The sequence below is a fragment of the Kitasatospora sp. NPDC042419 genome (assembly GCF_056437345.1).
Genome location: NZ_JBWKAW010000017.1, coordinates 118,659 through 141,633, shown reverse-complemented (window position 1 = coordinate 141,633; position 22,975 = coordinate 118,659). Strand labels below are relative to the sequence as shown.

Genomic DNA, 22,975 nt, shown 5'->3' with positions numbered 1-22,975 from the left:
GATTTCAGGTGATGACGGACCGTCATGTGGCCCAGAGGGAACGGGATCTCCGCAAGCGGACCCGTCTCGCTCGCTTCCCAACGGTAGGCGGGGTGGCAGGTCTGGAACGAGCCGAACGATCTTCTACACCCGATCGGGTGAACGTCTGCGCCTTCCACGTTTGAAGCACGCCGACGGGCCCGCGCCCCCTCTCCGCCACCGGGCAGCCCCGGGCGGGAACGGTTTTTCGGCACGCCAGGCGGGATCCCCGCCACCGGCACGGCCACCCGTTCGGCCGATCGCGTGAACGGGTGTCAATTCACCCGGAACCGACACCTACCGTCGTATAGGCACCGGCCCGCCGAACGACCCGGCGTTCGATCCGATTCGATCCGGCGTTCGAGATGGCCCACCCTTGCGTTCGATTCCCGGCGACCGCGGCCGGAGCGGTCACGCCCGGAGCGGTCACGCCCGGGTCGACACGCCCCGGCCACCCGCCCCGGCGACTACGGCTGGCCGACTACCCCCGGGACGTCACGCCCGGGCCGTCACGCCGGGGCAGCAGGGCGGGCGCCAGCCGGAGGGCGAGCAGGCCGTCCGCCAGGCTGACGGCGAGGACGTCCCGGTCCGCGGCGAGCGCCATGGCCGGCGAGTACACCGGTATCTCGACCAGGAGCTGACCCGCCCGAGGGGACCAGACCCGGACGGTGCGGTCGATGCTCGCGCTGGCCAGGACGGTCTCGTGCCCGACCCGGACGGTGCTCAGTGCGGTGACCGGCCCGCTGTGGCCGTTCAGCGTCGCCAGGTGGTCGCCCGCGACCGGGTCCCACAACCGGACGCTGAGGTCCGCGGACCCGCTCGCGAGCAGCACTCCCCGGGGGCCGAGGCCCGGCAGCACGGCCAGCGAGGTGACCGCGCCCTCGTGTCCGTGGAGCCTCTGCAGCGGGTCCCCCGCCGCCGCGCCCCAGATGCGGATGGTGCGGTCCTCGGAGGCGCTGGCGAGCATGACGTAGTCGTTCACCCGGACCTCGCACAGGGCGCTCACCGAGCGGGTGTGGCGGTGCCGGCTGTGGAGCGGCCGGCCGGTGTCCTGGGCGACGAAGGTGATCGCGCCGTTCTCGTGGCCGACCGCCACCACCGTGCGCCCCGCGGAGCCCAGCCCGCAGACGGCCGTCGGCAGCGCCGAGTCCGGTCCGGTCTCCAGGGCACGGGTCCGGCCGCTCCTCGGGTCCCACAACCGGACGCCGCGGGACCGGCCGTGCTCGGCCAGGAACACCGCGCCGTCCTCCTCCCGCTGGTGCAGGTCGCCCACGGCCGGAGCGGGCTGCGGGTGCCGGCCGAGCTCCGTGCCCGTGTCGAGGTCCCGCAGGATCAGGCCCGACGGTGTGCCCGCATGGGCCAGGACGGTCTGTCCGCCGATCCGGACGGTGGCCACGGGTCCGCCTCCGGTGGGGGCGGTGTCCGCGCCCGACGGGCCGCCGTCCACGCCGACGAGGCCGGTGGCGCCGGTGCCGCCGCCCACCGCGCCCGCCACGCCCACCGCACCGCCCACCACGCCCACCGGGCCGCCCACCGACGGGTCCGCCGACGGGTCCCAGATCCGGACGGTGCCGTCCTCGCCGCCGCTGGCCAGCATCACCCGGCGGCCGACCGAGACCGCGCAGACGGTACGGACGGCGGACGAATGGCCGTGGAGCACCAGCCGGGCCCGGCCCGTCGCGCTGTCCCAGAGCCGGATCGTGCCGTCCGATCCGGCACCGGCCACCAGCGGGTCCCCGGGGACCGGTACCGAGCAGACGGCGAGCACGCGGGCGCCGTGGCCCTGCAGGATCCGCCCCGGCCGCCCGGTCCGCAGGTTCCAGAGCATGACGTCCCGGCCGTCCGGCTCGGCGACGAACCGCCCGTCGGGGTCTGCCGCCAGCACCTCCGCCGTGGTCCCGTCGCGGCTGCCCGGGAAGTACCGGACCGGCTGGCCTCCCGCCGACGCGGCGCCGGCCCGCTCGTCGGCCGCCGGGGTCAGTCCCCAGAGCCGCAGGCGGCGCCGTTCGCCCGCGGTCGCGCCGTGGGTGACGACGACGTCGCAGCCCCCGTCCGGCGACTCGACCGCGACGGCCGCCAGCGGCCCGGCGTAGTCGCGGAGCGTCTGCAGGTTCTGCCCGTTCACCGGGTCCCAGAGCCGGACGGTGGAGTCGTCCCCCGCGCTGAGCAGCAGGTCGCGCTCGCCCAGCCGGACGCGGCCGAGGTGGCGTACGGCGGCGGTGTGCTCCGCGAGCGTGCGGACGAGCTGCCCGGTGAGCGGGTCCCAGAGCCGCACCAGGTGGTCGGGGCCCGCCGTCGCGAGCACGGTGCCGTGCACGGTCGGCACCGCGCACACCGCCAGCACCGACCGGGCGTCCCCGGGCAGGGTGCGCAGCAGGTCTCCCGAGGTCGGGTCCCAGACCCGGACGGCCTGGTCGTCGACGGCGACCAGCAACGACCGTTCGCCCACCGGGACTTCGCACACCAGGGAGACCGCGCCCCGGTGGCCCTCCAGGACGGTGTCCTCCTGCCGGGCGGTCACCGCGGCCCACACCGCACGGTACGGCGCCTCGGCGGCGAACTCGCCCCCGGGGAGGCCGTCCCGGGCCGCGGTGACGCTGAACAGCGCCGCCCGGCTCGCCGGGCCGGCGTGGATCGCCCGCGGGGTCTTGCGCAGCAGCAGGCTCCTCGGCTGCGCGGCGGACCCGGTGGGGGTCGCCCCGGCCAGCGGGATGATCCGGCCCAGGTCGGCGCGCAGCAGGTAGGAGTCGTCGAGCAGCAGGTCGTCGAGCACGCCGCCGCGGGCCGCGTGGCCGGGCAGGGCGGTCAGCAGGTAGTCGGGGGAGCCCGTCCAGGCCGAGGCGCGGCCCACCGCGGTGAGGGCCCGGGCGATCTTCCGCTCGTCGGCGACGGTCATGTCCAGGTCGGCGCGGGCGCCGAGCAGGGCGTCGTCGAGGGCCTGGTGGAAGAGCCGGAGGATGCGGTCCCCGGGTTCGCCGGACTCGGCGGCCATCGTCTCCACCAGGAAGTTGGCGGCCGAGGACCGGGCGAAGGCGCGCAGCGCGTCCTCCGGCACGTCCACGCCGAACAGTGCCCGGATGGCCTCCAGCCACAGCGCCGGCGGGACGCCCGGCGCCTCGGCGTAGGCGAGCGCGGTCATCGCGTCCCAGGCGGGGACGCCGGCGACCGGCGGGAGCAGTTTCAGGTACTCGCGCAGTGCGGCGTCCACGGTGGGGGTGAACGCGACGTCCCGGGGTGCGACGGGTGTGCGGTCCGCCATGCCGTGGGTGCGTGCGACCAGTCCGGCGATCAGGAAGTTCTGCTCCGAGAGGGCGGCGATCCGGTGGGCGACCGGGCCGGCCACCGACTCGTCCCGGTAGGGGCTGTCGGGCCGCTCGTCGCCGGCCAGTTGCAGCGTGGCCAGGGCGTAGGCGGCGAGGTCAGCCTGGGAGAAGTAGGTGGCGATGTCCAGGTCGATGACCCGCATCGCCGTCCCGAACACGGAGAGCAGCCCGCCTCCGTTGTCGCGGCGCCGGCTGCCGAGGACCACCCGGACGCCCAGATCGCTGCAGGTCTCCACCAGGGGCTGGACGATGCCGGTGATCACGGCGCGGGCGTCGGCGGGGGTGGCGGCCTCGTCGAGGGCGTCGATCACCACGTTGAAGTGCGGTGGCCGGCGGGTCATCAGGGCGTCCCGCAGCACCAGCGCCAGGTCCTGCGGGGCGGCCGGCAGGGCGGCCGAGGCCCCCCGGGCGATCTCCTCGGCGACCGCCATCGCGGTCTTCCCCTTGGCGTGGACGGCGCAGGCGACCGAGCCCACCCGGGCCCGGACGGCGTCGTCCTCGGGCGGGAGGGTCGCCACGACGTCGGCGTCGGCGGTGGTGACGATCCGCCCGAGGACGGCCGACTTGCCGACCCCGGGGGATCCGGTCACCACGAGGGCCTGGCGCTCGGCGCCTTCGTGCAGCCAGTAGACGATCTCGTTGAGCGCCGTGCTGCGGCCGCGGAAGCGGAAGCCGCGTTCGGCGTCGGTGCTGACGCCGCGGGCGCGCGGCCGCCAGTGCCGGCGCGCCTCCGGGTCGCGGTCCAGGGTCCAGCCCCACGCGGCGAGGGCGCCGTCCCCGGCGGCCTCCGCGGACCACTCGGCGAGGGCTCCCAGCTTCTGCTCGGGCAGGCAGAGGTCGGCCATCCACAGGGTGATCGCCTGGGCGTCCCCGCCCCCGTTCGCCTGGCCGACGATGCCCACCACCGCGTCGTAGTCCGGTGACCAGAGCGCGGCCCCGCTGAAGCCGGGCTGCACGGAGTAGCGGGAGCCGGTGTCCAGCCGGACCCAGCCGAACGCCAGCGCCTCGCCGACGGAGCCGTCCGCGGAGTTGCCGAGGCGCTGGCCGTGCGGGAAGCCGAACGACCACCAGGACTGGCCCACCAGGTCGTCCGGGGTCGGCCGGCGCAGGCGGGCCGCCGCGTAGGCGGGCACGGACTCGCTCAGGACCAGCACCGCGACGTCGGCCTGCGAGCCGTCCAGGATGTCGGGGTCGGGCAGCACGACCTCCGCCACCTTCACCCGGTGCCCCATCAGGTCCGGCATCCTGGGGAACGCCACCCAGAGTTCCTCGGCCGGCCGGCCCTTGGTCCTCGTGACGTGCGCGCAGGTCAGCACCCGCCGTTCGTCGATCAGGAACCCGGACCCGACGGCGTCGCCCCGCCGGGCCGGGTGGACCGAGGCCACCCAGTTCCCCGAGCCCGGCCGCCGCACCGCCGACTCGGGCCGGGTCACTCCCCGGGGCCCGGAGCGGAGCCCTCGGTCGCCTCTCCGCGCGCGTTCCAGGTGAGCGTCACCTCGAAGTTCGCCTCGGTCGCCGCCTTGGCGACCAGCCAGTTCGCGGTTCCGCTCACCTTGATGCCGAACTTCAGCTCGACCTCGTCGGGCCCCATCGAGGCCACCTGGGCGAGCACCTCCCGGGCCGCCTCCACGGCCGGACGGACGGCCTCCCGCACGCGCCCGGCCACCTCGGCCGCTCCGACCGGGTGGAACCCCTCCGTCACCTCCACCTCGAAGCCGACCACTGTTTCGTCGTCGATCTCGTACGAGATCACCTGCGTCGACACGCTGCAGCCTTCCGTCTCCCCCGCCACGACGGGCTGGATTCGCGGGCCCCATCGTACGGCCACCGCCCCCTCCGGGCGGCACGAACGGTCCGACCGGCGGGGGCGGAACGCGTGCGCGCCGCAAGGGAGTCGGCGCCGTCGGCGCCGCCCGCGGTTCCCGCCGCCGGGTGGCGGGAACCGGCGACGCACGGCGGGCGGCGGGCGGCGGGCGGCGGGCGGCGGGAACCGGCGACGCACGGCGGGCGGCGGGCGGCGGGCGGCGGGCGGCGGGCGGCGGGCGGCGGGCGGCGGGCGGCGGGTTCCGGCGGCGGTCCCCAGCGGCGGTCCCCGGCGACGCTCGGCGGACTACCGCCGTCGGGTGTCCCGGGCGAGCGAGTCGACCAGTTCGTCGACGCGCCCCTCGCGCAGGCCCCGGGAGACGAACCAGGCACCGACGTTGCGCACGTCCCGCTCCAGGAACGACAGCCCGCGCGGGTTCGCGATGACGTCCACGATCTGCGGGACGTCGATGATCACCAGCCGCCCGTGGTGGACGAGGATGTTGTAGGCCGAGAGGTCGCCGTGCGCGTAGCCGTCGGCCGCCAGCAGCGACAGGCTGTGGCCGAGCTGCCCCCACAGGTCCTCGATGTCGGCCTCCTCCGCGCGGAGTTGGGCGAGTCGGGGCGCAGCCGTGCCGGCCTCGTCACCGACGAACTCCATGAGGATCTCGGTCCCCGTGATCTGCACCGGGTAGGGGACGGCCACCCCGGCGGTCCACAGCCGGCTGAGCGCCGAGAACTCGGCCGCCGCCCACTGGCCGGCGATCGCCTCCTTGCCGAACGCGGTGCGCTTGGCCATCGCCCGGGAGATCCTGGACTCCTTGTGCTGACGGCCCTCCAGGTAGCCGGAGTCGCGGTGGAACATCCGGTGCTGGGCGTCCCGGTAGCGCTTGGCGGCCATCAGGGTGCGCCGCCCGGTGCCCGGGACGCCGCGCTCCAGCAGGAAGACGTCGGCCTCCTTGCCGGTCTTGACGATCCCGAGCTCGGTGTCGACGGCCGCGAGTTCGGTCACCACCCAGTCGGGACGCGGCTCGGGCCCCTTCTCGGTGGGGGTGGACTGGTCCCAGGTGGACCAGCGGTCGCCCTCGGCCGGACCGTCGGCAGGGGGCGGGGACATGAGGGCGGACTCGTCGAGGCCCTCGGAGAAATCGGCCGTCCCGGCGGGGAAGTACTCGGGTTCGAAGTGCTCGAACCCGTCGAACCCCTCGGACCGGCGACCGCGCCGGGCCCCGCCCCTGGGGCGGATACGGGAGAAGGAATCACTGTCGGTAAAACGCTCGCGCACTGCGGTGGCTCCTGAGGAGACGACCCACCGGGGCGCGGCCGATACGGCGCGCTGTCAGCCGGTGGGGAGACGACGTACGAGGAAGGCGTATGGCGCGCACGCGAAGGCGCGCCGCTTGACGGCGGCAACCATTCGGACACACCTCCTCTTCGTCTGGTCCTCGCACCGCATCCGCGAGAACAGGGATCACCTTAACCGCTCTCCCGGCCGGCGCAACCGATTAATTCTCCTGATCCCCGGCCGCGACCGGTCCCGCTCACCGGTGCTCGGGGTTCTCGAAGTCGAAGCGGCAGCCGGCGTCCCACTCGGAGCGCTGGTTGCCGTGGGCGGGGATGCCGCCGGCGTCCTTCAGCAGCCGGGCGAGGTGGAGGAGGTTCCACGTCATGAAGGTGGTGTTGCGGTTGGTGAAGTCGTTGTCGGGGCCGCCGGAGCCGGGGTCGAGGTAGGACGGGCCGGGGCCCGCCTCGCCGACCCAGCCGGCGTCGGCCTGCGGCGGGATCGTGTAGCCGAGGTGCTGGAGGGAGTAGAGGACGTTCATCGCGCAGTGCTTGGCGCCGTCCTCGTTCCCGGTGATCAGGCAGCCGCCGACGCGGCCGTAGTAGGCGTACTGGCCCTCGGCGTTGAGGACGGAGGAGCAGGCGTAGAGGCGCTCGACGACCTTCTTCATCACGGAGGAGTTGTCGCCCAGCCAGATCGGGCCGGCCAGGACGAGGATGTCGGCGGCCATCACCCGGCTGTAGAGGACCGGCCAGTCGTCGGTCTCCCAGCCGTGCTCGGTCATGTCGGGCCAGACGCCGGTGGCGATGTCGTGGTCCACCGCGCGCAGGACGTCCACCTGGACGCCCTGGCGTTGCAGGATCCCGGTGCTGACGTCGATCAGGCCCTGGGTGTGGCTGCGCTCCGGCGAGCGCTTGAGGGTGCAGTTGATCACCAGGGCGCTCAGGTCGGCGTATCCGACGTCGGTTCCGGCGGCGGTTCCGGTGGCGGGTCCGACGTCGGTTCCGGCGGCGGTTCCGGTGGCGGGTCCGGCGGCGGGTCCGGCGGGCGAGGGGGACATCGGCGGCCTTTCCACGGCGGGCGGTCACCCACCAGTCCACCCCGGCGCCCGGGAGCCCGCCCGCCGGGCTGCGCCGACCGGGCGCCGGGGTGCGCGCCCGTACGACGGGGCGGGGGGACGCCGGTACCGGCCTGGCTGCCAGGACCACCCGCGGGGACGACGACACCCGCCCCCGGTCCGGGCCACCATCGGAACCATCCCGGGCCACCGGGGCGGCAGCGACAGCAGAAGGAGCGACCCCATGCCCTCGAACGCCTCCCCCGGTTCCCCGGCCTCCCCTGATTCCCCCGCCTCCCCCGACTCTCCGCTCTCCCCCGGGAACGGCACCCGCCCCGGCCGCCCGCGCCGGGTCGCCGTCGTCGGCGCCGGGATGGTCGGGCTGGCCACCGCCTGGTTCCTCCAGGAGCACGGCGCCGACGTCACCGTCCTCGACCGCGAGGACGTCTGCGCCGGCGCCTCCCGGGGGAACGCCGGGTGGCTGACCCCGGGGCTGGCGGCGCCGCTGCCCGAACCGGCGGTGCTGCGGTACGGGCTGAGGGCGGTGCTCAGCCCGTCCTCGCCGGTGTACGTGCCGCCGAGCACCGACCCCCGGCTGCTGCGGTTCCTGGCCGGTTTCGTGCGGCACAGCACGCCCGGGGGCTGGCGGCGCGGGATGGCCGCGCTGGTGCCGCTCAACAGGCTGGCGCTGCCGGCCTTCGACGCCCTGGCGGCGGGCGGCGTCGAGGCACGGACGGTCGAGGCGCGGTCGTTCCTCGCCGCGTACCGGACGGCCGGTGAACGGCTCGGCCTGGTACGGGAGTTGCACCACCTCCGGGCGGCGGGCCAGCCGGTGGAGCACGAGCTGCTGGACGGCGCGCAGGCCCGGGAGGCGGAGCCGGCGCTCTCCGAGCGGATCGGCGCCGCGGTGCTGCTGCGCGGCCAGCGGTACCTGGACCCGGGCCGCTTCGTGCACGCGCTGGCCGGGTCGGTGCGCGGACGCGGCGGGGTGATCCGCCCGGGCACCGCCGTCGGGGCGCTCCGGGACCGGGGCGGGCGGGTCGAGGTGTTCACCGGCGACGGGGACGCCGAGGAGTTCGACGCGGTGGTACTGGCGGGCGGCGTCGACCTCGGCGACCTGGCCCGCCGGTTCGGCGTGCGGTCGGTCGTCCAGGCCGGACGCGGCTACAGCTTCAGCGTGCCGGTGCGGCGGATGCCCGCCGGGCCGGTGTACTTCCCGGCGCAGCGGGTGGCCTGCACGCCCTTGGGCGACCGGCTGCGGGTGGCCGGGATGATGGAGTTCCGCCGCCCGGGCGCACCGCTGGACGGGCGGCGGATCAGGGCGGTCGCGGAGGCGGCGCGCCCGATGCTGCGCGGGGCCGACCTGGACGACCGGCGGGACGAGTGGGTCGGCTGCCGGCCGTGCACCCCGGACGGGCTGCCGCTGATCGGGGCCACCCGCTCGCCCCGGGTGTTCGTGGCGGGCGGGCACGGGATGTGGGGGATCACGCTGGGCCCGGCGACGGGGCGGCTGCTCGCCGAGGCGGTCGCCACGGGGCGCCCGCCGGCGGCGTTGGCGCCGTTCGACCCGCTGCGCTGAGCCGGTGGCCGGCGGCCGGCCCGAGGTGTCTACGGCCGGGGCCCGGGCGGCCGGGCATCGGGCACCGGGCCCGGCCGCCGCACGGCACCCGCCGAACGCCGAACGCCACCCGCCGGACGCCGGACGCCGCTCGTCAGGCCTCGCCGTCCGGCTGCCCGACCGGCGGCAGGACGGGGGTGAGCAGCATCCGCCCGGCGAGCGCGGTGGTGCCGGTGGCGGCGGCCAGCGTGGCGTCGAACACCGGGCGGAGGTTGCGCTGGTGCCAGAGCGCCTCGGTGGTGGCCCAGGCGGCGTCCCGGGCGCGGGCGATGGAGAAGCTGGAGACGATGTGTTTCAGCGGTTCGGCGGCCTGGGTGGTGACCTTGACGACCTGCGCCTCGAAGGAGGCCCGCACCTCGGCCTCGACCTGGGCGAGCAGTTCGTTGACCTTGAGGTAGTCGGCGTGCACGGGCGGGGTGTCGGGCGTGGTGCGGCACTCGATGCAGGTGGTCACCACGGCGAGCGGCAGGTCGTGGTTGATGTGGGCGTTCATCCCGGCGAAGGCGAACTGGATCGGCCAGATCACCCCGTCGGCCCGGGCCTCGAACAGCGGCTTCCAGGCGGCGTTGACCGGGCGCCCGGTCTCGGTGGCGTCCACCGCGTCGAAGTAGAGGTTGGCGAAGTCGACGTCGAGCTGCTCGATGAAGGCCTGGTCCTGGAAGTAGCCGGCGGTCAGCCGCTCGCCGACGAGTTCGGTGACCCGCAGGTACATCCGGTTGAAGCAGGCGACGCCGTCGCGCGGGTCCAGCCGGGCCGCGATCGCGCGCATCCGCTCGATGACCTCGCCCACGCTCTGCGCGGCCCTGGCCCGTGGCTGGGTCATGGGGGTTCCCTTCCGTAGCGGTGTCCGGTGGGCGAGCGGCCCACCCGGCTGCCACGTATACACACCGGCCACCGCCGCCACGCCCGCGCGCAGCCCGGACACACCGCCCCCGGTCACCCGAACCGCCGTACGGCCGCGCCGCCTCCGTCACCCGACGGGTGCGGCCCGGTCGGGGTCGCGTTCGACGGGGGAGGTGCGGAAGATCTCGGCCACCGCGATGTTGACGACCGTCACGACCGCCATGGCGCCCGCCGCCACGGGGTGCCCCACCGCCCACAGGGCGGCGGCGCCGCCACCGAGCACCAGCGCCTTCACCGCGAGGACCAGCGGAAGCCGAGGCCGCAGCCGCGCCCGGGGTGCGGCGAACAGCGCCCAGAGCACGATGCCCGCCAGCGGAGTCCCGACGCCGAGCAGGATCCGCAGGACGCCCTCGTGGCCTGCGCCGAATCCCCACCAGCCCAGCGAGCCCAGCGCGGCGAGTTCGAGCAGGAAGGCCACGAGTTCGTTCGCGGCGTACCAGGGCCGCGCATCGAGCCCGGCCGTACCGACATTGTCCCCCGCCACGTGATCCTCCGTCTGTTTCGGTACGCCCAGCATGACAGTGGTGGCCGGGGCGTGGACAGGCCGGCCGGCGCCCTCTTCCTCATGTCCTGCTCGGTGACGGCCGGATGGGGTGGGAGCCGCTCACCCGGCTCACGGACCCGGCCGTACCGGCCGACCGGAACTCGACGGTGACCGACCGGAGCCGACCGGCGGCCCTCGCCCCGCCGCCGTGTCCGTCCGGCACCACCAGGCCGGGCCGACCCGCACACCGGTGCCGGTCCTTCTGACGGAGGGCCACCGGCTGGCTCTGCGGGGGGAGGCGGTCCCGACCTCGGGGGGAGGCCGCGGTGGCGGCGCCGCAGCCAGAGTGGAGGCAGCCGGAAGGGATCCGGCCGCCATCGGGAGGGAACCGAGATGACCACCGCCACGCCGCACCCCCGCTCCGCACGACGGCTCGCGCGCCACGCCGCCGTCGTCGCGCTGGCCGGTGCGGGCCTGCTCGCGACGCTGACGCCGACGGCCTTCGCAGCCTCCCCGACCCCCGGCGCAGCGCCCGCCCCGACCGCCGTCGCCTCGGCCGCCGCCTCCACCTCCGCCGGACAGGACCGGGCCGCCGCACCGTCGACCGTCACCGACCCGGCGGCGCTGCGGGCGGCGCTGCGGGCCATGGTCGAGGAGGGCGGCTCGTCGGCGGCCCTGGCCGAGGTCCGGGAGGACGGCCGCACGGTCTGGCAGAGCACCGCGGGGGTCACCGACCTGGCGACCGGCGCGCCGGTGCCGAACGGTGCCAGGTTCCGGATCGGCAGCGTCACCAAGACCTTCGCCGCCACCGTGGTGCTCCAACTCGTGGGCGAGCGCCGCATCGGACTGGACGACCCGATCGAACGGCACCTCCCCGGGCTCGTCCCCGGCGGCGGTGCGATCACCGTGCGCCAGCTCCTGAACCACACCAGCGGGATCTACAACTTCACCGACGACGAGAGCTTCAGCACCAAGGGGGAGGAGAACCTGGAGCGGTGGCTGACCGTCGGCCGCTGGACGACCTACCGCCCGCTGGACGTCGTGCGGATCGCCACCGCCCATCCCCCGTACGGCCCGCCGGGTGCCGCCTGGAACTACTCCAACACCAACTACGTCCTGCTCGGGATGATCGTCGAACGCGTCACCGGACGCACCTGGGACGAGGAGATCCAGCGCCGGATCATCCGGCCGCTGGGGCTGCGCGACACCTCGATGCCCGTCACCTCGCCGGTCGTCCCCGGGCCGCACGCCCACGCGTACATCGAGCGGCCGACCGGGCCGACCGACATCACCCTCCTGAACCCGTCCGCCTTCGGCCCGGCCGGCGCCGGGATCTCGACCACCCGTGACCTGGCCCGCTTCAACGCCGCGCTGCTCGGCGGCCGGCTGCTGCGCCCGGCGGAACTCGCCGAGATGAAGAAGCAGGTCGACACCGGGCTCGGCTTCACCTACGGCCTCGGGCTGACCCGCTACCCCACCGCGTGCGGCGAGTACTGGGGCCTCAGCGGCGGCATCCCCGGCTACGGCACGATGGTCAGGGGCGACGCCTCCGGGCGCCGGCAGGTCGTCATCTCGTTCAACCCGTACCGCGAGTCGGAGGCCGCCGGCGACACCTTCGACACCCTGCTCCTTACGGCGACCTGCGGCAGTGCCGGCCCGGGTGCCGCCGCCGCGACGCCCGGAAGCTGACGGCCCGGCCCGTCACGGCCCACCGCGGCCCGTCGCGGAATGCGGCCCGGGCCGGGGAGCACGCGGCTCCCCGGCCCGGGCCGGTCTCTCGCACCGCACGGACTACGGCTTGGCCGCGCCCGTTGCCGGACCCGCAGCCGAACCCGCAGCCGAACCCGCGCCCGCAGCCGCGTCCGGACCCGCGGCCGGACCCGCGCCCACCTTCGCCTTCGCCGAGACGGCGACGTAGTCGACGCGCATCGGGTGGCCGGGCTCCGTGGCCGGGCCGGGGACGCCCCCGAAGGCGGCGGGGAGGTTGCCGCCGACGGCGACGTTCAGGATCAGGAACAGCCCGCGGCCCACGGCCTTGTCCCAGGTCGCCCGGTCCATCCGGGCGGCCTCGACCCGGTGGAACTCGCGGCCGTCGAGGTACCAGCGGATCTGCTCGGCGCCGGCCGTCAGGTCAACCTCCACCGCGTACCGGTGGAAGCCGGTGCGGCACTCCGCCCCGCACCGCTGGTCGCCCGAGCCGAGGCCGCGGGGCTCCTGGCAGGGGCCGCCGTCGAGGACGCCGCAGTGCATCGTGCCGAAGACCGTGTCACGGCCGTTGACCTGCTCCATCACGTCGAGCTCGCCGATGGCCGGCCAGCCGGTGTAGCCGTTGCGCAGGTCGGCGCCGAGGGTCCAGAAGGCGGGCCAGTACCCGGCGGCGGCGGGGCCGGTGACGTCGGGCAGGGCGAGCGAGGCCTCGATCCGCAGCACGCCGCCGGGCGGCGGGGCGAAGTCGGCCCGGCGGGACTCGATCCGGCCGGAGGACCACTGGCCGTTCCCGTCCCTGGTGGGGACGATCTCCAGGGCGCCGCGGCCGTCGAGGCGGACGTTGGCGGGCGAGTCGGTCATCGTCTCGATCTCGCCGGTGCCCCACTGGGGCGCCGGGCAGCCGGGATAGCAGGTTCCCAGGTCGTACTGCCAGTTCGCGGCGGACGGGCGGCTGCCGGCCGGGCCGTCGAAGTCGTCCCGGAGCAGCTGGGTCCAGCCGTCCGCGCCGACCGGGCCGGCAGGACCGGCAGGACCGACCGGGGCAGCCGGGCCACCGGGGGCGGCGGCCTTGGCGGGCAGCGCGCCGGCCTCGACCAGCAGCCGGTCCAGCCGCGGGGTGAGGACGACGGCCGCGACGTTGGTCAGGTGCGTGTCGTCCCGGTAGAGCAGGATGCGCTCCAGGACGGCGGGGCAGCTCCGGCCGTTGCCGGGGCAGACGACCGAGTTGACCTCGACCGACTGCACCCCGGGCTGTCGGCCGGCGGCGATCTCGTCGGCCAGCGGGTCGGCCCACAGGGCCTGATCGCGCGGGAACTCGCAGGCGGCCGGTTCGTCGGTGTGACCGGAGACGCAGGCCGGCACGTCGGTGCCGGGGATCGGGGTGTCGCGCAGGTAGACGATCGGCACGCCCAGCTCGCGCAGCGGCGCGAGGGTCTTTTCCCAGCCCTGGAGCAGGAGTTGACGGTCGTCGGTGTACCGGTTGAGGGTCGAGACCACGATCAGCCGGGGCTTGGGGCCCTCCTTGAGCCGGGTCAGGGCGTTGGCGCGCCAGGTGTCGCACTCCCGGTAGGTCCGGCCCAACTGCGGGTTTACCACGGTGAGTTCCGGCAGCGGGCAGCCCTGCTTGACCAACTCCTCCAGTGCCCAGCGCCGTTCGGCTGCCACGGCGAGCAGTGCGGAGAACCACTGGCCGGCGTGCGAGTCGCCGAGCAGCACGATCCGGTCCGGACTGTCGACCACGCCGAAGCGGCAGTCGGGGCTGGTGGTGGCGGTCGGCGCGACCTCGCACTCGCCGTCGGGCGGGAAGTCCTTGCGGGCCTGGACGGCGTCCGGGACCACCGCCGGACCGCCCTTGGGCGGGGTGGCGGTGCGCACCAGCAGCGAGGTGCCGTCCGGCGAGCCGGGCGGCAGGCCCTGCAGGTCGACGGGTGCGGCGGGGCCGAGGTGGCGCAGCGTCCCGGTGCCGACGACCAGCGCCAGCACCACCGGGATGACCACCGCGGCGAGGCCCAGGGAGAGCCCCCGGCGCGGGAGTTCGGAGACGGTCCGGCTGCGGCGCAGCGGCCGTTCGACCCAGCGCATGACGGCGGCGGCGGGCAGTGCGGCGGCGGCCGTGAGGGCCACCTTGACCGGCCAGTCGAGGGCGCCGAACTCGGCTCCGGCCAGGACCAGGACCGGCCAGTGCCAGAGGTAGAGGTTGTAGGAGAGGCGGCCGAGGGCGCGCGGCGCGCGGGTGCCGAGCACCCGGTCCACGCCGAGGGCGGAGGTGGCGCCGGCCCGGTCGGGCGTGCCGGCCAGGATCACGGCGGCGGTGCCGAGGGTCGGGACGAGCGCCGCGACGCCCGGGTACGGGGTCTTGCTGTCGTACGCGAGCACGCAGCCGACGACGGCCAGGGCGCCGCCCCAGCCGACCAGCAGGCGCAGCGGGCGCGGCCCGCGCAGCAGGTGCCAGGGCAGCAGGGCGAGCAGCGCGCCGACGCCGAACTGCCAGGCGCGGGAAGGGGTTCCGAGGTAGGCGAGGGAGACCGAGTCCTGCGTCCAGTGCAGCGAGAGCGCGAAGGATCCGACGGTCAGGACGGCGGCGAGCACGGCCGCCACGGGCCGGAGGGAGCGTCCGCGGCGGTCGGGGCGCCCCTTGCGGGCCACCCGCAGGACCAGGTAGCAGGCGAGCGCGAGCAGCGGCCCCCAGAAGAGGTAGAACTGCTCCTCGACGGCGAGCGACCAGAAGTGCAGCAGCGGGCTCTCGTCACGGCCGGCCGCCAGGTAGTCGGTCTGCTGGGCGACGAACCGCCAGTTGGCGACGGAGAGCGCCGCCGCGAGGACGTCGTGCTCCAGGTCGGCGCGGCGCAGCGGGACGGTGAGCCAGGCGCCGACCAGGGCGACCGCGGCGAGCACGATCGCGGCGGAGGGCAGCAGGCGCCGGGCCCGGCGGGAGAAGAACTCGCCGAGCCGGATCCGGCCGGTGGTGACGGCCTCGCGCACCAGCAGGCCGGTGATCAGGTAGCCGGAGATGACCAGGAAGACGTCGACGCCGACGAAGCCGCCGGCCAGGCCGGGGACGGAGGCGTGGAAGGCGAGGACCGCGAGGACCGCGACTGCGCGCAGGCCCTCGATGTCGGGCCGGAAGCCCGGCCGGGGCGCCGGGCCCGGGGAGTCGGAACCCCGGGAGACGGCGCCCCGGGGACCGGACCCCCGGGCTCCGGCGCCGCCGGACGGCGGGCCGGGGATGGTGTAGGCGTCCGGACGGAGTTCCGGAACCACGGGCGTTTCCATGGGTGGTGACGACCTTTCAACCCAGCCAGGGCAGCATCGGGCGGACCCAGCCGGAGGCGAGCAGAGCGGTGAGCACGAGCGTGGCGGTGGCGGCCAGCCCTTCCGGCCAGCGCCGGGGGAGCATGCCGGCGCGGCCCGCGGGAGCGGACGCACTGCTTCGGGCGTCCCCCCTGATCTCGCCCACCAGGTCCCGGATCAGCGGTAGGCCGATCTGCGCCTGCACCGCGAGGTACAGGCCGAGGCCCCAGTTGGGCTCCCATCCGTACCGGGCGACGGCCACGGCGAGCCCGGCCGCGCCGGCGCCGAGCGAGGCGATCAGCCAGGCCAGCGAGACCAGCACCACCCGCCGGGCCATCCCGCCGGGCTTGGCCTTGCCCGCGCCGGTCGGCACCCAGGCGGCGCTGCGGCCGCGCAGGGTGTGCCAGAACGCGGCGCCGGCGGCGACGCTCATCAGCACGTTGGAGCGGATCACCTCGATCCGCCAGCGGGTGCGGCTGACCCGGGGCAGCAGGACGTGCCAGAGCCAGAGCGGCGCGAGCATCGGCAGGACGTGCCAGGGCCTGATCTGGTCGGGGTACCAGAACATCATCACCAGCGGCGGCAGTGGCGCGACGAAGATGTTCACGGCGGCGGCGAGGTAGCCGACGATGCCCTCGTAGAAGCAGAGCCGCATCCGCCAGGGCGCGCCGATCCGCTTGAGTTCGGGCGAGCCGAGCAGGTGCAGGTTGCCCATCGCCCAGCGGTACTGCTGGTTGACGTAGGAGGCGAGGTTGTCGGGCGAGGTGCCCTTGGCGACCAGGACGGGCACGTACAGGGTGCGGTACCCCTTGGCGTACAGGCCGAGGCCGGTGAAGAGGTCCTCGCTGTGGTCGAGCCGGGCGAATCCGCCGGCCGCGTCGATGGCGGCGCGCCGGTAGACGGCGTTGCTGCCGCAGCAGATCGCGGCGTCGCTGGCGTCCCGGGAGGGCTGGATCCAGCGGAAGAACCACTCCTGGGCGGCGCCGGCGGAGCGCTGGATCCACCCCATCGTCTCGTCGGTGTCGAAGCACTGCGGGCTCTGGACGATGCCGGTCCGCGGGTCGGCGAAGTACGGGACGAGGTGGCGCAGGAAGTCGGGCCTGGGCGCGAAGTCGGCGTCCAGGATGGCGATGAACTCCGCCTTGCTGAGGGTGAGCGCGTGGTTGAGGTTGCCGGCCTTCTTGAGGTGGCCCCGGTCGGGGCGCACGACGTACTCGTAGCCGTGCCCGGCGGCGAGCGCGGCCACCTCGGGCCGGTCGCCGTCGTCGAGCACCCAGACGGTCAGCGCGCCGGGCCAGTCGACCTCGGCGACGGCCCGGTAGGCGTTCTCCAGGACGTCCAGCGGCTCACCGCAGGTGGGCAGGTAGAGGTCGACGGTCGGCAGTCCGTCCGGGTCCCAGGCGTGCACGAGGACTTCGTGCGACTGCCGGGTGAGCCGGCGGCTGCGCAGGCTGTTGAACGAGGAGAGCGCGAGCGCCACCACGTTGAGCGCCAGCACCGCGAGGAAGACCCAGAGGGCGGGCGTCCGCAGGGCGAACGTGAACATCGTCCCGGCCGTGAACACGAAGGCGGCCGAGGTGGCGACCAGCACCCAGCGGCGCTGCGGTCCGAAGTACCAGTAGAGCTCCTGATCCGAAGGAGGTTGAGGAAGGTGCCCGACGGGCTCGGCAGGCCCCGTCTGAGCAGGCGAAAGTTCTTGGACGGTCATATGGCCCCCACAGCCGTGTTTCTGACAGCTCCACGGCCACAGTACCGCATTGGTATAGACCATTCGTGCGCTCGTCCGGCGGCCGGACGACACCCCTGCCCCATTCGACCGACCCGCCCACCCACGCCCGTAAAGCAGCAGGCCACACCAGGGTTAACAGTCCTCCAACATCCCCGCGCCGACGTCCGCCGAGGCCCCGTCGAGGCCCCGTCGGCCGGCCGGACCGCAGCCACTCGCGGCACTTGTTCCCCCGCACGACACGCGATTGACACACCGGGCAACCGTGTACACGGAAGCCGGGCGGGAGGAAGTCCTCCCGCCCGGCCGGCACCCCTCTCCCCCGCCCGCCTTCCCGCGGCTGCCGAAACGACGGCGGGGCGGCAACCGGAGACCGGTTGCCGCCCCGCCGTGGGGACTCGATGGGGACCCAGTGAGGTCCGAGCGGATCAGACCGCCGGGACCGGGTAGGTCGGGTACTCCACGCCGGAGACGTACTGGACGACCCGGATGACCTGGCACGAGTAGCCGAACTCGTTGTCGTACCACAGGTAGAGGATCGCGTTGTCGCCCTCGACCTTGGTGGCGCCGGCGTCGACGATCGACGCGTGCCGCGAGCCGATGAAGTCGTTCGACACCGCGTCGGGCGCGGTGGTGAAGTCGATCTGGCGCTTCAGCGACGAGGTCAGCGACACCTCGCGGAGGTGCTCCAGGACCTCCTCACGGGTGGTCTCGCGGGCCAGCTGCAGGTTGAGGATCGCGATCGAGACGTCCGGCACCGGGACGCGGATCGAGCTGCCCGTGATCTTCGCCTTGAGGTCCGGCAGCGCCTTGGCGACGGCCGAGGCGGCACCGGTCTCGGTGATCACCATGTTCAGCGGCGCCGAGCGGCCGCGACGGTCGGCCTTGTGGTAGTTGTCCAGGAGGTTCTGGTCGTTGGTGAACGAGTGGACGGTCTCCACGTGGCCGCGCAGGACGCCGTACTCGTCGTCCATCGCCTTCAGCGGCGGCACGATCGCATTGGTGGTGCAGGACGCGCAGGAGATGATCTGCTCGTCCGGCTTGATCGTGTCGTGGTTGACGCCGTGCACGATGTTGGGCACGTCGCCCTTGCCCGGGGCGGTCAGGACGACCTTGTCGACACCGGGGCGCAGGTGCTTCGACAGACCCTCGCGGTCGCGCCACTTGCCGGTGTTGTCGATGAGGATGGCGTCCTTGATGCCGTACGCCGTGTAGTCGACCTCGGACGGGTCGTTGGCGTAGATCACCTTGATCGCGTTGCCGTTCGCGATGATCGTGCTGGTCGCCTCGTCCACGGTGATGGTGCCCTGGAACTGGCCGTGGATCGAGTCGCGCCGCAGCAGCGAGGCGCGCTTCACGATGTCCTGGTCACCGCCCTGGCGGACGACGATGGCCTTCAGCCGCAGACCGTTGTCGGAGGCCTTCTCGATCAGCAGACGGGCCACGAGCCGGCCGATGCGGCCGAAGCCGTAGAGCACGACGTCACGCGAGCCGGAGCGCTCGATCTTGCCGTCACCCGTGGCGCCGGCGACCGCCTCCGCGGTGAACTCCGCCACCGAGAGGCCGCGGCCGTCGTTGCGGTAGGTCGCGGCGAGCATGCCGAGGTCGATCTGGGAAGGGCCGAGATCGAGGGTGGTGAGCGCCTGCAGGAAGGGCAGCGTCTCGGTGACCGAGAGCTCCTCGCCGGCTATCTGGCGGGCGAACCGGTGGGTCTTGAGGATGCTGACCACCGACTTGTTCACCAGGGAGCGGCTGTGCAGCAGGACTGTGACGTCCCGCTCCCGGTGCAGTCGGCCGATGATCGGAATCATCGACTCCGCGATCTCCTCGCGGTTCTTCCAGTCCGTGAACACGTCGTCGTTGACAGTCACAAGTCCATCTTTCGAGCTAGGAGGGTGTACACATGCTAGCTCCGGCCCCGGCCGCCCACCGAAACGGGTCCCCGGGAGCCCCTCCCGCCCCACCCCGCCCACACCCCACCGGCCCCCGTCGGCACCCTCGGCTAACGCCCGCCGGGCACCGCGTGGTGGATCTCCGTGATGCCCGCGGCCGCGTCGAACCCGAGGACCGGGTCGGGCCGGTCGGAGAGCAGGCTCTCGTAGAGCGGGCGGTAGTGGGCGATCTTCCGGGGCGTCCGGCCGTCGGTGCCGAAGGCGGCCAGCAGGTCGCCGCCCCGGGCCGCGAAGCCGGTCAGCGCGGTGTGGTCGATCCAGACCTCCACGCCCGTACGACCGAAGACGAGGCTGCTCTCCTTGCTGCTGGAGCCGGTCAGCCAACTGCTGCGCAGCCGGGCCGTGCCCGACTCGCCGCGGGACCGGTACAGCGCGGTGCACCACGCGCTCGCGCCGCCGTCGCTCTGCCGAGCGGAGGTGAGCTCCGTGAAGTCCACGAACCGGGTGAGCATGCTGAGCTGGTTCACCCCCGAGTCCATCCAGCTGGAGCCGTACGCCGTGACGGCCTCGGCCCCCTTGAGGACGTACGGGTCGTAGAACGCCGAGGTGACGACCGTCACGGGCCCCCACTCGGGGTGCTCGGCCATCAGCGCAGCCGCCCAGTCCACCTCCGGGGAGAAGGCGAAGTGGTGGGCGGTGAACAGCCTCCCCCGGACGTCGAGGGCCTCGTCCAGGCTCCTGAGCCTGGCGAGCGAGGCCAGGTCGTGGACGAGGGGCTTCTCGACGAGCACCCTGGCCGTGGATCCGGCCAGGGCCTCGACCGCGAGGTCCGCGTGCGTGTCCGTGGGCGTGGCGAGCACGATCAGGTCCGGCCGGTGCTCCCGGAGCGCGTCGGCGAGGTCCGCGTAGTGGGGCGACGAGCCGCCGCGGAAGGTGGGCCGCCTCCCCGGGCGGGGATCGACGGTGAACTCCAGGGACACGCGGTCCTGCTCGGCCAGCACGGCGAGGTGGGTCTCGGCGATGATCCCGGCCCCGACCAGGCCGACGCGTACCAGGTCAGTCATTGCGGTGCTGCTCTCCTCTTGCGGTTCGGCTGCCGGTCGGGGCGGCCGGGCCGGTGGTCCGGCCGCCCCGACGTGTCACCGGTGGGTCACCAGCTCGGCCCAGCGTCCCAGCGACCCGGCCGGACCGTCGACCCAGTCCACCTGCGGCACGTGCTCGGCGGCCCGCCCGGCACCGTCGATCCAGCTGGTCGCGATGGGCACCCAGTAGGTGTTCCCGCCGGAGGCCCGGGTGCGGCGGTCGAGCTCGGACCGCGTCCGCCGGGCGGCGTCGTGGTCCCCGGCCAGCACTCCGAGCAGGATCTCGGCCACGTCCGCGAGGTTGTGGCCGCCGCGGTAGGTGATCCCGTCCGCCAGTCGCCGCGTGTCGCCGACGGCCTCCGCAGCGGCGCGGGCATCGCCGCCCAGCGCCAGGACCACCGCTTCGGCGGACCGGATCTTGACCAGCTCGACCGGGTTGGGCACCAGGTCCAGCAGGTCCCTGGCCCGGGCCGCCGCGGCCGACACCGCGGCCACGTCCCCGGACCAGCAGGCCGTCTGTGCCAGGTTGGCCTGGGCCTTCGCCTCGGCGGCGGCCAGTCCCTCGCTCCGGGCCAGGTCGATCGCCTCGGTGTAGGCGGTGGTCGCCTCGTCGAACCGCGCGTTGACCCGCCAGATGTGGCCGAGCAGCCGGAGCCGCTCCCCCTCGTCCTCCGGGCCCCGGCTGCGCTGCTCGCGCAGGGCCGAGAGGGCCGTCGCGAAGCGCCCGTTGAGGTAGTGGTGGTCGCAGAGCCAGTAGCGGGCGGCCGCGTCGAACTCACCCTCCAGCAGGTCCTGGTAGATCTCCGCCGCCGCCGAGTAGTCGCCGTGGTTGCGCAGGGCGTGCGCGAGGTGGATGCGCACCAGCTGCGCCGTGCGGCTGTCGTGCGGCAGCCCTTCCCCGGCACTGCCGAGCAGGTCGATCGCCTCCTCGACACGTCCCGTACGGCGCAGCTGGACACCCCGTATCGCGGCGCGGACCGCCCGGTACCCGGGGCCGTCGGCCGGACCGGCGGCGAGGCCGGCTCCGAGCTCCGACCACTGGCCGGCCTCGACCAGGCGCTGGGTGGCCTGGGCCATCCAGTCGTCGAAGACGCCGTGCGCGGCCGAGAGCCTGAGGCCGGACTCCAGGGCCTGCGCGGTCGCGGCACGCCCGGCCGAAGGGCCCACGCCCCGGCCCAGCCACGTCAGCAGCCGGCCGGCGACCTCGCTCCGGTCACGGTCGGACCAGCCGTCCGGAAGGGACCGGTCGGCCTCGCCGATGGCGTGGCGCAGCGCCGCGTGCAGGGCGTACGGCAGCGCGTAGGCGTCGTCGTGGGTGAGGAACGGCCTGCGGAGGAACCGGGCCACGCTGCCGTCGGGAACGCCCGGCTGGCCGGCTCGCAGCAGTGCGGCGTCGACCCGGTCGGTGAGGGCCGCCGTACGGACCAGGTCGCGTTCGTCACGGGGGAGGTCCCTGATCGACCGGGTGGCGACCGCGGTGAACGAGCCGCCGAAGTCCGCCACCGAGGGCTGTCCGCCACGCGCCAGCAGCGCGGCGAAGTGCGACACCGAGAGGTCCAGGTAGAGCGGAAGGCCCTGGCCGCCCGAGATGATGCGCTCCCGGACCTCCGCCGACATGGCGGGCTCCCCGTCCCGGGTGAGCGCCTCGCTGAGGTAGCTGTCGGCGTCGGAGTCCGAGAGGTACCCGACGAGGTGCTGGCGCGGTTCGGCCGTGTCGTTGCTGAAGTGGAGGTTGGGCCAGCACTGCGGTCCGGTGAAGTCGATCTCGGCCCCCGCGCCCGAGTCGGCCCAGTCGATGCGGTTGCGGCCGGTGATCACGAACAGCACGTTCGGCATCAGGTAGACGCAGCGCTGGAGGAGCCGTTCCACCGCCCGGTCGGCCCGGCCGTTGACCACCTCGAAGGTGTCGAGGAAGACGCACACCGTCGGCCGCTTGCCTGCGCGGCCGCGGCCCGGAAGCCTTTCGAGGTCCCAGGCCAGGAGGTAGGGGAAGTACGAGAGCGTCTCGTAGTCGGCGTCCGCCTCGACCAGTTCGGCGAACAGCTCGCAGTCCGAGAGCAGCCGCCCTTCCCGCACGCGGTCCCGGACGGCACGGTAGGTGGCCAGCGCCGCCCGGTGGGCGAGCCCCGCCAGGCCGCCAAGGCCCGCGGGGTCGACCTGCCTCACGCTCTCCGCGATCTGGTCGCCCAGCCCGATGCTCCGCGAGGCGCGGCGCAGCGCCGGGGAGGCGTCCAGGAACTCCTGCAGCGTCTCTCCGGGATGGGCACGCGCCCAGTAGGAGGCCAGCGCCAGGTCGAAGGCCGGCCAGCGGCTCCCCAGCTGCCCCAGGCCGGCGCGGAGGCGCAGCAGCAGGCTCTCGGTGTCGCAGGCGCCCTCCTCGGAGAGGTCGATCCGCACCGTCGTGACGTCGTCGCGGCCCTCGGCCCGCGCGTCGGTGAGGAGGCGTCGTTCCAGCTCGTGGGAGAGCGTCGTCTTGCCTATGCCGCCCACCCCGTAGAACGTCAGGACGTTGCGGCGGCCCTGTGCGCGGTCCACGACCGGCGAGACCTCGGCCTCGTCCAGTGCCCGGTGGAACGCGTCCACCGACCGGCCGAAGGCGGCCACCTCGTCGACCCGGTTGGTGAAGACCTGTTGCGCCGTCACTGTCGACGAGAGGCCGCTCATGAATGCAGCCCGCAGGTTCACACGTGCCATCCGGCCTCCTCGTGCGTGCCGTTCCGGGGTGCCCCGCCGGGGTTCCGCTACGGAGCAATACCCGGCTGAGATCCTGTCAGCAATCTTCTCCGCAC

Annotated in this window: 13 protein-coding genes; 2 read left to right on the top strand and 11 right to left on the bottom strand. The window is 74.4% G+C overall.

Annotated elements, in window-relative coordinates; all coding sequences use genetic code 11:
- Positions 1–499: 499 nt before the first annotated feature.
- From AC067J_RS27750 to AC067J_RS27735, 4 genes are all read right to left on the bottom strand, one after another.
- Positions 500–4,726 carry a trypsin-like peptidase domain-containing protein gene (locus AC067J_RS27750; protein ID WP_478303659.1) on the bottom strand — a complete coding sequence of 1,409 codons (4,227 nt, stop codon included), beginning with the start codon at positions 4,724–4,726 and terminating at the stop codon, positions 500–502.
- Positions 4,727–4,770: 44 nt separating this feature from the next.
- Positions 4,771–5,106 carry a CU044_2847 family protein gene (locus tag AC067J_RS27745; RefSeq protein WP_478303657.1) on the bottom strand — a complete coding sequence of 112 codons (336 nt, stop codon included), beginning with the start codon at positions 5,104–5,106 and terminating at the stop codon, positions 4,771–4,773.
- Between the two features lie 345 nt (positions 5,107–5,451).
- Positions 5,452–6,429, bottom strand: a complete 978-nt coding sequence (locus AC067J_RS27740) for a serine protein kinase RIO (RefSeq protein WP_478303655.1) — start codon at positions 6,427–6,429, stop codon at positions 5,452–5,454.
- Between the two features lie 256 nt (positions 6,430–6,685).
- Positions 6,686–7,486 (bottom strand): flavodoxin family protein, encoded by an 801-nt coding sequence (locus AC067J_RS27735; RefSeq protein WP_478303653.1) that lies wholly within the window; start codon positions 7,484–7,486, stop codon positions 6,686–6,688.
- Between the two features lie 241 nt (positions 7,487–7,727).
- Between AC067J_RS27735 and AC067J_RS27730 the strand changes: the two genes are divergently transcribed.
- Positions 7,728–9,062 (top strand): NAD(P)/FAD-dependent oxidoreductase, encoded by a 1,335-nt coding sequence (locus AC067J_RS27730; protein ID WP_478303651.1) that lies wholly within the window; start codon positions 7,728–7,730, stop codon positions 9,060–9,062.
- Between the two features lie 133 nt (positions 9,063–9,195).
- Here the strand turns inward: AC067J_RS27730 and AC067J_RS27725 are convergent, their stop codons facing one another.
- Positions 9,196–9,924 (bottom strand): DUF5995 family protein, encoded by a 729-nt coding sequence (locus AC067J_RS27725; protein ID WP_478303649.1) that lies wholly within the window; start codon positions 9,922–9,924, stop codon positions 9,196–9,198.
- A gap of 147 nt (positions 9,925–10,071) precedes the next feature.
- On the bottom strand, positions 10,072–10,488 hold the full coding sequence (locus tag AC067J_RS27720) for a YrdB family protein (RefSeq protein WP_478303647.1): 417 nt from the start codon (positions 10,486–10,488) through the stop codon (positions 10,072–10,074).
- Between the two features lie 393 nt (positions 10,489–10,881).
- On the opposite strand from AC067J_RS27720, the gene AC067J_RS27715 reads away from it, so the two are divergent.
- Positions 10,882–12,177: a serine hydrolase domain-containing protein gene (locus AC067J_RS27715; protein WP_478303645.1), complete on the top strand. Its 1,296-nt coding sequence runs from the start codon at positions 10,882–10,884 to the stop codon at positions 12,175–12,177.
- Between the two features lie 102 nt (positions 12,178–12,279).
- On the opposite strand, the gene AC067J_RS27710 is transcribed toward AC067J_RS27715, so the two are convergent.
- The 5 genes from AC067J_RS27710 to AC067J_RS27690 all read right to left on the bottom strand — a co-directional run bounded on the left by AC067J_RS27710 (position 12,280) and on the right by AC067J_RS27690 (position 22,880).
- Positions 12,280–15,468, bottom strand: a complete 3,189-nt coding sequence (locus AC067J_RS27710; protein ID WP_478303643.1) for an acyltransferase family protein — start codon at positions 15,466–15,468, stop codon at positions 12,280–12,282.
- A 16-nt stretch (positions 15,469–15,484) separates the two neighbouring features.
- A complete protein-coding gene (locus tag AC067J_RS27705) occupies positions 15,485–17,194 on the bottom strand; it encodes a glycosyltransferase family 2 protein (protein WP_478303641.1) in 1,710 nt (569 codons plus the stop codon).
- A gap of 446 nt (positions 17,195–17,640) precedes the next feature.
- Positions 17,641–19,083: a glyceraldehyde-3-phosphate dehydrogenase gene (locus tag AC067J_RS27700; RefSeq protein ID WP_478303639.1), complete on the bottom strand. Its 1,443-nt coding sequence runs from the start codon at positions 19,081–19,083 to the stop codon at positions 17,641–17,643.
- A gap of 131 nt (positions 19,084–19,214) precedes the next feature.
- Positions 19,215–20,168: a Gfo/Idh/MocA family protein gene (locus tag AC067J_RS27695; protein ID WP_478303637.1), complete on the bottom strand. Its 954-nt coding sequence runs from the start codon at positions 20,166–20,168 to the stop codon at positions 19,215–19,217.
- Between the two features lie 75 nt (positions 20,169–20,243).
- Entirely contained in the window at positions 20,244–22,880 is a 2,637-nt protein-coding gene (locus AC067J_RS27690; RefSeq protein WP_478303635.1) for a hypothetical protein, read from the bottom strand.
- Positions 22,881–22,975: the final 95 nt, after the last annotated feature.